Here is a 12,522-nt window from a genome sequence, read left to right as displayed (position 1 = left end):
TCCCCATGAGTGGAATCAGTTCGTTCGATAGGTGAGGCCAGCAGAAAAGATTGCAAGCCTCCGCGTGTGGGAAAAGTTCAGTGACTCCGAAGGTTCAGTGACTCCATAGTGAAAACAACCATGCTGACCACACGATAAACGAAAAAAGCCGTTCACGTCGCCATGAACGGCTTTTTTTGCAAAACCCACAAGCCGATCAGTTCGAACCCGCGACTTTAGGCGCGTCTTCGTAGATCAGTAGCGGCTTGCCGTCGCCGTCGATCACGTTGTCGTCGATGATAACCTTGCTAACGCCTTTCATTTGCGGCAGGTCATACATCACGTCGAGCAACGCCTGTTCCAGAATGGAGCGCAGCCCCCGCGCGCCCGTCTTGCGGCGGATCGCCTTGCGCGCCACAGCCTGCAACGCGGCCGGGCGAATCTCGAGCTCGACGCGTTCCATGCTGAACAGCTTATGGTATTGCTTGACCAGCGCATTCTTCGGTTCGACGAGGATTTTCATCAACGCCGCTTCGTCGAGCTTGCCGAGCGTGGCCACCACCGGCAGACGGCCGATCAGTTCCGGAATCAGGCCGAATTTGATCAGATCTTCCGGCTCCACTTCGCGCAGCACTTCGCCGGCGTCACGGTCCTGTTTGCTCTTCACGCTTGCGCCGAAGCCAATCCCGGTCTTCTCGGTACGGTCGACGATGACCTTCTCGAGGCCGTCGAACGCGCCGCCGCAGATGAACAGGATGTTGGTGGTGTCGACCTGGATGAAGTCCTGGTTCGGATGCTTACGGCCACCTTGCGGCGGCACCGACGCCATCGTGCCTTCGACCAGCTTCAGCAAAGCCTGCTGCACGCCTTCGCCCGACACGTCGCGGGTGATCGACGGGTTGTCGGATTTGCGGCTGATCTTGTCGATTTCGTCGATGTAGACAATGCCGCGCTGGGCCTTATCGACTTCGTAATTGCAGTTCTGCAGCAGCTTCTGAATGATGTTCTCGACGTCTTCACCGACATAGCCGGCTTCCGTCAGCGTGGTTGCGTCGGCAATCACGAACGGAACGTTCAGAAGGCGCGCGAGGGTCTGCGCAAGCAACGTCTTGCCGGAACCGGTCGGGCCGATCAGCAGAATGTTGCTCTTGGAGAGCTCGATCTCGTCTTTCTTGTCGAGATGCTTGAGGCGCTTGTAGTGGTTGTACACCGCGACCGCGAGAATCTTCTTCGCGCGTTCCTGACCGATCACGTACTGGTCGAGGATTTCACGGATTTCCTGCGGACTCGGCAGATCGGACTTGGACAAGCCCGCCTCGATGCCCGCGCCGGCCGCCTCATCGCGAATGATCTCGTTGCACAGGTCGATACATTCATCGCAGATGAACACCGACGGGCCTGCAATCAGCTTTTTGACTTCATGCTGGCTCTTGCCGCAAAACGAGCAATACAACAGCTTTTCGCTGTTAGAACCTTTTTTGTCCGCCATAGATGTGTGAGCCTCCGGACACTCGATAACATGATACGCCGTTTGCCCCCGCCTCGCGGATAAGGCGCGGCAGGGCTTGAGCCAGGATGACGGCGTTTGCCGCAGGCGCTCGGACGATTCTTGATTATTTCACAACCGATCCGCTGACGGTTTTTGCCCCATTTCGGGGCAAAAACCGCGCCAGATCAAGGACGCTTGTGCGCCACCTGATCGACCAGACCGTATGCTTGCGCGTCGTCGCCGGACATGAAGTTGTCGCGGTCGGTGTCGCGCGCGATACGCTCGACCGGCTGGCCAGTGTGATGCGCGAGCAGATGATTCAGCCGCTCCTTCAAATACAGGATTTCGCGGGCCTGAATTTCGATATCCGATGCCTGGCCGCGCGCGCCGCCGAGCAGCTGGTGAATCATCACGCGCGAATTCGGCAACGCGAAACGCTTGCCCTTCGCGCCCGCTGCGAGCAGGAACGCGCCCATGCTGGCCGCAAGGCCCATGCAAAGCGTGGAGACGTCCGGCTTGATGAATTGCATCGTATCGTAAATCGCCATGCCGGCCGAAACGGATCCGCCCGGGCTGTTGATGTAGAAACTGATGTCCTTGTCCGGATTCTCGCTTTCGAGGAACAGCATCTGCGCCACGACGAGATTGGCCGTCTGGTCGTTCACTTCGCCGACCAGGAACACAATGCGTTCCTTCAGCAGACGGGAATAAATGTCATACGAGCGCTCGCCCCGGCCGCTCGTTTCCACGACGATCGGCACCAGTCCGAGCGCCTGCGCTTCGAGATCCCGCGACGACTGGGAGGTCAACGTGTCCAGCATTTGGGCGCGAAAGGTCATGCAATGGATCCTTGTCTGGAAATATTCTGAATATTAGATGCTAGACAGGTGTGGGCAGCGACCCCGCATTCAAGTGCACGATCAGTTCGCGCGCGATGCATGACCCCATGCAAAACGCAGCGCACATTCGCAGCACAAAAAAACGGCGTGCGGGCCGTCGCTCCGACAGCCGGCACGCCGTTGCAGCGACACTTAAGCTTGCGCTTGCGCCGTTGCGCTTGCCAGCTCTTCGAAGCTCACTTCCTTGTCCGTCACCTTGGCCTTGCTGAGAACGAAGTCGACGACGTTGGCTTCAACGACGTACGCTTCCATTTCTGCAAGGCGTTGCTGGTTGGAATAATACCAGCGGACGACTTCCTTCGGGTCTTCGTAGCTTTTCGCGAATTCGTCCACTTCGGCACGAATCTGCTCCGGCTTCGCCTGCAGTTCGTTGGCCTTGACAAGCTCGGCCAGCACGAGGCCCAGCTTGACGCGGCGCTCAGCCTGTTCCTTGAACATGGCGGCCGGGATCGGTGCGTCTTTGGCGTTCGGCACGCCGCGTTGCTCCAGATCCTGACGCGCCATCGCGACGAGGCGTTCCTGATCCTGTTCGATCAGTGCGTTCGGCACGTCGAGCTCGGAAATCTTCAGGAGCGCGTCCATCACCTGGTTCTTGACGATGGCTTGCGTGCGGCGCTTCGCTTCGCGTTCGAGGTTGTCCTTGATCTCAGCGCGCATCTTGGTCAGATCGCCGTCTTCGATACCGAGCGACTTCGCAAACTCAGTGTCGATTTCCGGCAGGTGCGGCCACTCGATCTTCTTCATCGTGATCGTGAACTGGGCGGTCTTGCCGGCCACTTCCTTGCCGTGGTAGTCCGCGGGGAAAGCCAGGTCGAATTCCTTCGCCTCGCCGACCTTCAGGCCCGTGGCTGCCTTTTCGAATTCCGGCAGCATGCGGCCTTCGCCCAGCACGAACGCGAAGTCTTCAGCGCTGCCGCCCTGGAACACTTCACCGTCGATCTTGCCGACGAAGTCGACCGTGACGCGATCACCTTCTTTAGCTGCCGTGTCCGCGCCGCCGTCACCGTGCTCGCCGGCTTCGCCGCGAGCGTGGAAGTGCACGCGCTGCTTGCGCAGGATGTCCAGCGTGCGGTCGATTTCCGCTTCGCTGATGGTGGTCGTGGTGCGCTCGATTTCAGCCGTGGCGACGTCGCCCAGCTTCACTTCCGGATACACCTCGAAGGTCGCGTCGAACGCGTAGTCGCCTTCGGTCACATCACCCTTCGGCGCGAAGCTCGGCTGGCCGGCGACGCGCAGATTTTCGGCGCGGCTGATGTCGAAGAATTCCTTGCCGACCTTGTCGCTCAGCACTTCGGCTTCCACCTGGCCCGAATACTGTTGCGTCACCATCTTGAGCGGCACCTTGCCCGGGCGGAAACCCGGCATGCGCACGTTCTTCGCGAGTTGACGGATACGCGAATCCACTTCCTTCTGCACGGCGTCCTTCGGCAGGGAAATCGTGACGCGGCGTTCGAGCTTGCCGAGGTTTTCAACAACGTTAGCCATGGCTTCAATCGTCCTAAAATTATTCGAGCGAATCAGTTATCTTCTCCGTGCCGGCCGTCGATGTCGCGTTGCGATTCGCTTTGCGTGATCGCTTTACGTTATCGCCTTGCATCGCGCCTTGCATCGACTTGGCGCCTGCGCCGCGGGCTTGCAGGCCGCTGGCAGCACGGTTGAGTCCAAAGAGCCGAATATTTTAGCAAACTATTTGAGCGGCTAGCCGGGATTCGATGCCCGCGCGCGTTTTTATCGGCGCTTTTGTCAATATTTTTCTGTTTTCCGGGCTGTTTCCGGCCCGTTTCAGCCCTGTTCCCGCACTGCCGCGGTGCACCGCGCGCTCGCATCAGACCCCTTACGATTCCGGCTATGCCATTCGACATATTCAGTCGGCGCGCCCATGCTGATAAGCTAACGGCAGCGCTTGGGGCTGTGCCTGCAGCCCATCATGTCCTCCGCTCTCGCAACGATTCCAACCATCCAGAGACACCATGCCGAATTTGCCGTCCTCGCCTGTCGTCGTCATTGCTCCTGATTCCTTCAAAGGCTCGCTTAGCGCGGAAGAAGTCGCGCAGGCCATTGCCTCGGGCATCCAGCGCGCCCGTCTCGATGCCGAAGTACGCATCTGCCCGATGGCCGACGGCGGCGAAGGCACGCTCGACGCCATGCCCACGCGCGGCGGCGAGCGCCGCACGCTGAGCGTGCGCGGCGCGGCCGGCCCGCTGCGCGAAGCGCTCACCGGCCTGCTGGCCGACGGCAGCGCGATCGTCGAAACGGCGGAGGTGGTCGGCATTACCGACCCGGTAGGCATGGGCGTGCCGGTGGAGGCGCGCAGCACCCGTGGCATGGGCGAAGCGATTAGCGCGCTGATGGATGCCGGCGTGCGGCGCTTTTTCGTCGCGCTCGGCGGCAGCAGCACGAACGACGGCGGCGCCGGTTTGCTGGCCGGCCTCGGCCTGAAACTGTTCGACGCGCAAGACAATGAACTCGACGCCACGCCCGAGCAACTCGCGCGGGTGGCGCGTGTCGACGTCTCACAACTCGATTCGCGCCTGGCGGATACGCAGTTCGTCGGCATGTCGGACGTGGACAACCCGCTCACCGGCGAGCACGGCGCGACCGCCGTGTTCGGTCCGCAGAAAGGCGTCAAGCCCGAGCAGGTTGCCTCGATCGACGCCGCACTCGGGCGCTTCGCGGATCTGCTCGAGGCGGCACTTGGCCGCACCGCGCGCAATCAACCCGGCGCGGGTGCGGCCGGCGGCCTCGGCTTCGCACTGCATATGCTCGGCGCGCAGTTCGAACCGGGCGCGGAAACCGTCGCGCGGCAAATCGGTCTCGACGCGGCGCTCGAAGGCGCGGACTGGCTGATTACCGGCGAAGGCCGTTCGGACGTGCAAACGCTGCATGGCAAGGCGCCCTTCATTGCCTGTCGTCATGCGCAGGCGGCGGGCGTACCGGCCACCCTGCTCTCCGGTGCGGTCGACTCCGCAGCGTTGCCGCGTCTCGCCGAACACTTCAGCGGCTGCTTCTCGCCCGCCCCGGGGCCGATCACCCTGGAGGTCGCGATTCGCGATGCCGCACGCCTGTTGGCGAATGAAGCAGAACAATTGACGCGTCTAAAATACGGCGCGCGTTGACCGGAGGAACGGTTGCGGCAACAATCATTGCGCCGCGACCGATCACTCATTACGGGAAGACCATGAAGGACTCCGCCAAAACCGGACTCGAACAGTTCCTCACGTACCGTTTGCATGTGCTGAACAAACTCGCGGAGCGCGGTATCAGCGAGCGCTATCAGGACAAGCTTGGCGTGACCCTGCCTGAAGCGCGGGTGGTGGCATCGGTGGGGTCGTTCGGGCCGTTCTCGATCATGGAACTGGCGAGGCATGCCAATCTCGACAAAAGCCAGGCAAGCCGCGCCGCTGAAGCGCTGATCAAGCAAGGGCTCGTGAAGCGCGAGCCGAGCGCGGAAGACGGTCGCGTAGTGCTGGTCTCGCTAACAGCGGAAGGCCGCGCGCTGTACCGCAAGGTGATGCCGATCGCGCGCAAATGGAATGGAGACATGTTCGACTGTCTCGACGATCGGGAAAAAGAGGCCTTCAGCCTCGCGCTCGACAAGATCATTGGCACGTTGACGGCGCGCGAGGAGTGAAGCGCCAGTAGCTTTTCGAGGTGCGCGCGACCCGGTAACCCGGTGTGACCCAGTGACCCGATACCGTGCGTACCAGACGATGCATGCCAGCAGCCAGCAACCTGGGGGGACGGCGCCGACGAGTTAGCGCCGGCCCCGGCTCCAAGTCGAACTCACGTCTTGTCGTCGCGATGCCCGTTCGGAATATCCGCGGCACTGCCAGCCGCATCCGTGCCCGCGGCTCCGGCGCGGCCGGGCGAATCAGGTGCGCCTGAGTTCCCCACATCGCCCGCGTGAACCCGTGCGCCACGAGCGAGGCGCCGGGCGATCATCCCAAGCGAGCCGACAGCCAGCACCAGCGCCGCCCACAGCAAGTAACGGCGACGCGCATCCGCATCTCCGCTGGATCGCGCATCGGCCTCCGGCGGCGCTGACAGCGCATCGCCGACTCGCGCTGTGGCGGCAACGGACGAAGCCCCCATCAGCAGATCGCCGCGGCTCACCGCCGACGACACCGCCGCCGCGCTCCCCACCGCAAGCGTAAACGGCGCGGCTCCGCGCGCGACGAACGTCAGTGTTGCCGGACGCCAGCCCGCCGCAACGGTCAGCGTTCCAGCGCCAAGTCCACCGTTACGCGTATCGACCACCACGCGCCATTGGCGATCCGTGTCGGGCATCAATTCGAGTTCCGGGTTGCTTTGCTCCACCGCGCCGTTATGCAAGCGGAACAGCGTCGCGCTCGCCACCTGGCGCCACGGCGCGTCCAGCCCCGCACGCGAGTAGACGACGGCAGGCGCAACGGTATTCGGCTGAGGCAGGTTGAGCCGCAAGCGTTCGACAGGGAATGGGCCGCCCGTCACGAAGAAATACTCGCCGGGTTTCGGCCCCGCGCGAGCAACGATGCCTTCGTTCCATATCCGGCCTGTCCGTTGCACATTGTCGGCGGCAACGGGCTGCACCTCCAGTTCCATCGAATCGACGTACGGCACGCCATCGAGCCAATGCAAACGCAGGTAACGCGCGCGCGTGCCGTCCAGTTCGATCCGGTCCTGACTCAGCGTGCTGCCGTTGTAGCTGAGCTTGAGGAGTTGAGCGTCGCCGGCGGGTTTCCAGTGCTGCAAATCGTCGCTCGCTTCAACGGTGACGCGCCCCTGGTAATTGTCATCGCGCAGATGGACGACCAACGCGTTTGCCTCGTTCGACGGCGGCGCTCCGGACGCGCCCGCCTTAGGGGACGCACGCCCGGTATCGATCAATTCGGTGTCGTGTTGCGAGCGCGCCGGCGGGGCTGCGGTGGCGTGCAGCGAACCGTCGGCGGCAATCGTTACGCCGAGCCGGGAGCTGGAGCTGGAACCGGCGGCGGCCGGCGGCAACGGAAACCAGTTCACGGCGTGCAGCGTAGGCGGCACGCGGGTAAGTTCGCGTGCCGCATCGAGCGAATACGGCACGGGTTCGCCCGCACCGTTGAAGACACGCACGTCGCCAAGATCGCCGCGATCGCTTGCCAGATAGACCGCGGCCGGCAGCGTCACGCTGTAGTACGCTGCGCCTTCTTCGAGTTGAAGGGCGAAGCGCTGCGCAAAATGATCTGCCGCGAACACGGGCGCCGACGCGCACAGCGCCACGATCGCACAGCACCAGCCGGTCAGGGTGAAAGCACGTTTCATTGTTCTGTTTCCGGAACCACGCCTTTGGGCGGCAAGGGTGAGAAGTAGCCAATCAGCAGCAACATCGAACCGATGCCGATAAACGAAACGATCCGCTCGATGCCGGTCACATGCGACAGATCGAACAGGAACAGTTTGACAACGGTCGCCGTGAGGAGCGCGCCGCCAATGAACCAGACCACCCGGCTCTCCCGGCGCGTTGCCCAGATCATCATGGCGAGCGCGCACACTGTCCAGAATACCGATATTGACGCCTGCACGAGCATTGAGTGTGACATCGCCGCGAGATGGTACGGCACACCGAACCAATGATGCAGCGTGCGCAGCAGCAGCGCGTTGAACCACAGGAACAGCGTGGCAAACAGCAGGTGGCCTGCAAAGCGTGGATGCCATTGCACGCCTGCCTCACGCAGCCGCCGCACCCAGACCAGCCAGGCGATGAACGCGAGGATCTGCGCGACGTCGAGCGAATTGAGGACCGGCAGCCAGATGAGCGGCGCGGCACTGCCATCGCTCGTCACGCTCGCGATGCTCCACGCCCACAGCAGGACGGCGAGCGGCGCCGCGCCCCACACCTGATAGGCGCGCAGGAAGCGAGCGACCGGCCAGCGCAGACGGTGCCCGACGCCCGCCACCAGCAACAGCGGCACACCGAAGCCATAGGCCCACGCGCTCCAGCTCCATGCGCCTTCGGGCACATAGTCCCGCAAGCCCCAATAGCCCACCAGCGCCGCAAACGCGCCGGCCGTCCAGAACATCAGCGTGTGAAGCGGCCCGAGCACGGCATCGGCGACGTCGCGCTGCTGGCGCCACAACAAGCCATACGCGCAGCCAGCGGCCAGCGCGCAAACCAGCCAGCCGTAACCACTGACCGGCGCTGCACCCAAGATGAAGAGCCCCGCGGTCAGCAGTGCGAGGACCGGTACGAGCACGAGCGCGGGGAGTTCGGCGAGCGGCCAGCGCAGCGCGCGTCGCGCACCGTGCGCGAGACACGCCGAAAGCACGGCAAACAGCGCGACGGCGGCAATGTCGAAACGCGCATGATCATACGGGAGGTGAGCATCGGCGTAGGCATGGATTTCGTGGAGACCGCCCGCAATCCACCACAACAGGCCCCACACGCTGGCGGCGAGACCGATCTGCGGCATCCATGCATGCCACTCGGCGGCTTCGGCGCGGCCGTGCAGACGCCATCCCGTGAAGAGGCTCGCGAGCGCAATCAGCACGGAGGCGATATACGCGCCATTCAGGACCGGCCAGACGTTCACGCCCTCGCCCGGCATGATCGGACCGGCCGCATACGCGTACGCGAGCGCCGCGGCTAACTGCAGCAGCAAGCCGAAGCCGAACGCGGTGAGACGTCGCTGGCGCACGGCAAGCCACGTGATCGCGGCGCCTTCGATCGCCCAAACCGCGCTCGTGGTCGGGCCGGAGAACGCGAGCGGCACGGCGAGCGTGGCGAAGATCACCGCGAGCGCGAGCATGGCCTCGAACATCATGCCGAGCCGCTCGCGGCGGCGCGACAGCCAGCCCGCGACCGCGAGGTAGAACGCAGCCAACGCCACCGCGCTCCACGCCAGACCGAATTCGGTGCCCCTCATTAGGGCCGCTTGCAAGCCGATCGTCACCAGCGGCGTGCCGAACACCAGTGTGCCGTCGACGTAGTGCTTCAGCGCGATCTCGCGGCGAACCGCGTAGAGCAACGCGATGCCGACATACATGAGGAAAAACAGAATCAGGAACGGCTCCGTACTGGCAAGCAGTTCGGGCCGGTAGGCCGTCACGCCCCACGCGGCGCCAATCGAAAACGTGAACACAAAGCCGAGCAGATTCAACGGGCGCCACGCCTTGAACCACGCGATCGCGAGGATACCCGCGTTGAGCAGCGCGTAGTAGCTGAACAGCATCACATGACTGCCGACGCCCGTCGTCAACAGGAGCGGTGCGAGAAAACCGCCCGCGCTGCCCATGAATGCCAGCGACGAAGCGTTCTGCCGTACGGCCAGAAATGCGCTGAGCGCGCAGATGGCGATCATTAACGGCAAGGCGGTAGCCACCGGTAGCAGATCATAGAGCCGGGTGGCGGCGAACACCGTCAGATAGAGCGCGCCGACGCCGCCTCCTTGCAGGATCAGCCCATACGCGCCGCGGCGTTCACCGATGCGCCAGCCGAGCACGAGCAGCGCGGTCGCGGCGAGCGCGACACCGGAGAGGCGGAATTCAATCGGCAGCAGGCTGTTGTCGGCCGCGTATTTGAGCAGGAAGGCAATGCCGAAAAACAGCACGATGATGCCAACGAGCACAACGGCATTGCCGCCCAAAAACCACTCGCGACATGCTTTGAAGAGGCGTTCGGCGAAATCCGGGCCGCGCGGCGGCGTGGGCAACTTGATGGTTTCGGCGCCTGCCGGGGCGGGCACGGCGCTGGCCTCTTGAACCACTGGCATCGGCGCCTTAGGACGCGCCGCCTGCCCGGTTGCGGGCGAGAGCGCGTCAGGGCTCGCCGCCGTGTCGTGGCGCTGTGGCAAGGTCGCCGCAGGGGCAGCAGCTTGCGGGCCATCGACTCCGGCACCCGCCATTTCCCCTTCGCTCAACCGACGAATCTCGCCGCGCAATACGACGATCTCGCGCTCCAGCCGCTCGACGCGCGTGGCGAGGTCGCCTGGTGAACTCCGGTTGTCTGCTGCGGCAGGCTTGGACGCCGGTTCCGCCGTGCTGCCCGGCGACTGATGCCGCAGCAGACGCGCCAGCGCAAAACCGGCTACGCCGCCCGTCAGCGCGCAGAAGCCAACCGGCAAATCGTTCGACCAGGCGATCAGCATGCCGACCACCGCGCCGAGCATGGCGAATATCACGCTCATCGCAAGCCTCTAATTATTGTGCTCCGTAGCAAGATCCATTTAGCCACACATGGATTCATCCCCCGAGAGTATTAGATCAGCAATCCGGCGAAAACGACGGAGCGGAATACCACACTGAAGCATGCGCAACGCCGCCGCGTTCACGGCAGCTGGCCAACCATGTCAAAATTCGGGTTTGGCCACCGAGCCTTCAATCTCCCACATTTCATCCAAGGAAGTTTCAGTGGACATCAACAAACAGATCGCCGCCCTCACCGCGTCGGAACTCCAGACGGCCGGCGCGAGCCAGGCAACGGCGATTGCCGTCAGCGTGCTGCTGCGTCATTTGCGTTCGCCGGAACTGGCGAAGCTGCTTGCTTCGGCGTTTGAAAACCATCAGGCCGTGATGCAGCAAGCACCGATGCCCGACGCAATGCTGCAAGCCTTCGACTCGACCCGCCGCTTTCTCGAAGGCGCCGCACAAGCAGAGTTGCCGGGCGCGGACGCGCAAACGCCGGCCGCGTGATGCGACACGCCGCCGCGCTAATCCGCTTCATCCAGGAATTCAAGGCGTGGCGGGAAAACCCGCCTTGCTACGTTCAAGTGCGATGGAAAAAGAAAAAAGGCGGCAACCCTTGACAGGTTCCGCCTTTCTTTACTTTTACCGCTGAACTTCATGATGGTGCGAGGGAGGGGACTCGAACCCCTACACCCTTGCGGGCGTCAGGACCTAAACCTGGTGCGTCTACCAATTTCGCCACCCTCGCAGCCGGGCACGGCGCAGCGCGTTTGACCGCACGCGTTTACCCGTTCTCCTGCTTGCCCCGAGCCGCGCCAGAAGCACGTGCCCGAAAGCGTAAGCGCGAGATTCTAACCGATTGATTCGCGCTTGTCTGCATCTGCCCAGCATATGCCGAAGCGGCGCCGATGCTACAATTTTTGGCTTGATGCCCGCACGACGCGCCTTCGCTTCGTCCGCCCTTCCCCACATTCCCAATCCAGTGAATTTCGACGACTATTGCCAGCAAAAAGCGGCACCGCCCGGATCCAGCATTTACTATGCGCTTCGGCAAGCGCCGGCACGCAACCAGCCGCTCCTGACCGCGCTGTTCGCACTGCGCCGCGAGTTCGAGGAAACGGTCAAGGAAACCAGCGATCCGGCCGTGGGCCGCACCAAACTCGCCTGGTGGCAAAAGGAAATCGCCGCGCTGGCTTCGGGCTCGCCTTCGCATCCGGTATCCAAGGCGCTGGCGGCCCACCTCCCCGAAATGAACGCGGAGTATCCGGCGCTGCAGGCGTTGCTCGCCGGGTTCGAAATGGACCTCGACCAGGCGCGCTACCTCGACTATCCGAATCTGCGCCGCTATGTGCAAGGCGTGGGCGGCACCTTCGCGTCGCTGGTCGCGCGCGCCGCGGCGAACGGCGCCGCGCGGGATTCGAACTGGTCCGCGCCGCTCGGCGAGGCATTGCTGCTGGCGCAATTCGTGGTCGAAACGGGTAACGACGCGCGCCAAGGCCGCATCTATATTCCGATCGACGAAATGCAGCGCTTTAACGTAACCGCCGCGGATCTGATCAATCGAAAATATACCGACGCGTTCACCGAACTGATGCGCTTCGAAACGAAGCGCGCCCGCGACGCGCTGCAAAGCGCGCTCGCTGCGGTGCCCGCCGGCGAGCGCCGCCTGCAGCGCACCCTGGTTGCACAGACAGCGCTGGCGCTGGCACTGCTGGATGAAATCGAGCGCGACGGTTATCAGGTGCTGCATCAACGCATCTCGCTGACGCCGATCCGCAAGCTCTGGATTGCGTGGCGCGCGAAATAGTCACGCGGAGGCACGCTGCCGCACACACCGGCAAAGCCGCCTTAAGCTGCCTCAAGCCGTCGTCAAACGCGTAACAACGGCAGCGGCTCGAAACGCTGCTGCAAGATCGACTGGGCGTCGAGCCCCCACCAGGACCCAAGGGCGGTGGCGTAAAGCGGACGGAAAGCGAGTCCGAGGGGCGAGTTGCCATTGCCGTCGAGACGCGGAAGCAC

The 12,522-nt window shown here is 63.3% G+C and carries 9 protein-coding genes, 1 tRNA gene and 1 pseudogene; 4 read left to right on the top strand and 7 right to left on the bottom strand.

Annotated elements, in window-relative coordinates; genetic code table 11:
- Window positions 1-196: 196 nt before the first annotated feature.
- From clpX to tig, 3 genes are all read right to left on the bottom strand, one after another.
- On the bottom strand, window positions 197-1,468 hold the full coding sequence (clpX, locus tag A6V37_RS18380) for an ATP-dependent Clp protease ATP-binding subunit ClpX (RefSeq protein ID WP_064267811.1): 1,272 nt from the start codon (window positions 1,466-1,468) through the stop codon (window positions 197-199).
- 185 nt (window positions 1,469-1,653) lie between these two features.
- Window positions 1,654-2,307 (bottom strand): ATP-dependent Clp endopeptidase proteolytic subunit ClpP, encoded by a 654-nt coding sequence (gene clpP, locus A6V37_RS18375; RefSeq protein ID WP_064286186.1) that lies wholly within the window; start codon window positions 2,305-2,307, stop codon window positions 1,654-1,656.
- Between the two features lie 192 nt (window positions 2,308-2,499).
- Window positions 2,500-3,852: a trigger factor gene (gene tig, locus A6V37_RS18370; protein ID WP_064267810.1), complete on the bottom strand. Its 1,353-nt coding sequence runs from the start codon at window positions 3,850-3,852 to the stop codon at window positions 2,500-2,502.
- Between the two features lie 485 nt (window positions 3,853-4,337).
- On the opposite strand from tig, the gene A6V37_RS18365 reads away from it, so the two are divergent.
- Together A6V37_RS18365 and A6V37_RS18360 are read left to right on the top strand one after the other, a co-directional pair.
- On the top strand, window positions 4,338-5,483 hold the full coding sequence (locus tag A6V37_RS18365; RefSeq protein WP_064286185.1) for a glycerate kinase: 1,146 nt from the start codon (window positions 4,338-4,340) through the stop codon (window positions 5,481-5,483).
- Between the two features lie 62 nt (window positions 5,484-5,545).
- Window positions 5,546-5,998: a MarR family winged helix-turn-helix transcriptional regulator gene (locus A6V37_RS18360; protein ID WP_064267808.1), complete on the top strand. Its 453-nt coding sequence runs from the start codon at window positions 5,546-5,548 to the stop codon at window positions 5,996-5,998.
- Window positions 5,999-6,150: 152 nt separating this feature from the next.
- On the opposite strand, the gene A6V37_RS18355 is transcribed toward A6V37_RS18360, so the two are convergent.
- Together A6V37_RS18355 and A6V37_RS18350 are read right to left on the bottom strand one after the other, a co-directional pair.
- A complete protein-coding gene (locus A6V37_RS18355) occupies window positions 6,151-7,644 on the bottom strand; it encodes a DUF3999 domain-containing protein (protein ID WP_064267807.1) in 1,494 nt (497 codons plus the stop codon).
- Window positions 7,641-10,505 carry a DUF2339 domain-containing protein gene (locus A6V37_RS18350; protein WP_064286184.1) on the bottom strand — a complete coding sequence of 955 codons (2,865 nt, stop codon included), beginning with the start codon at window positions 10,503-10,505 and terminating at the stop codon, window positions 7,641-7,643. The genes A6V37_RS18355 and A6V37_RS18350 overlap by 4 nt, the downstream gene beginning before the upstream one ends.
- 223 nt (window positions 10,506-10,728) lie before the next feature.
- Here A6V37_RS18350 and A6V37_RS18345 point away from each other — a divergent pair, with 223 nt between their 5' ends.
- Window positions 10,729-11,010, top strand: coding sequence for a hypothetical protein (locus tag A6V37_RS18345; protein ID WP_064267805.1), 282 nt, complete (start codon window positions 10,729-10,731; stop codon window positions 11,008-11,010).
- Between the two features lie 154 nt (window positions 11,011-11,164).
- Here the strand turns inward: A6V37_RS18345 and A6V37_RS18340 are convergent.
- A tRNA-Leu gene (locus A6V37_RS18340) sits at window positions 11,165-11,251 on the bottom strand.
- A gap of 234 nt (window positions 11,252-11,485) precedes the next feature.
- Between A6V37_RS18340 and A6V37_RS18335 the strand changes: the two genes are divergently transcribed.
- Window positions 11,486-12,310 carry a squalene/phytoene synthase family protein gene (locus tag A6V37_RS18335; RefSeq protein WP_064267883.1) on the top strand — a complete coding sequence of 275 codons (825 nt, stop codon included), beginning with the start codon at window positions 11,486-11,488 and terminating at the stop codon, window positions 12,308-12,310.
- A gap of 62 nt (window positions 12,311-12,372) precedes the next feature.
- On the opposite strand, the pseudogene A6V37_RS40795 reads toward A6V37_RS18335, so the two are convergent.
- Window positions 12,373-12,522: pseudogene (locus A6V37_RS40795) on the bottom strand (DUF1501 domain-containing protein); the annotation flags it as partial.

This window comes from Paraburkholderia ginsengiterrae, assembly GCF_001645125.1.
In the GTDB taxonomy this organism is placed as follows: Bacteria; Pseudomonadota; Gammaproteobacteria; order Burkholderiales; family Burkholderiaceae; genus Paraburkholderia; species Paraburkholderia ginsengiterrae.
This window is presented reverse-complemented; position numbering and strand designations above follow the sequence as displayed.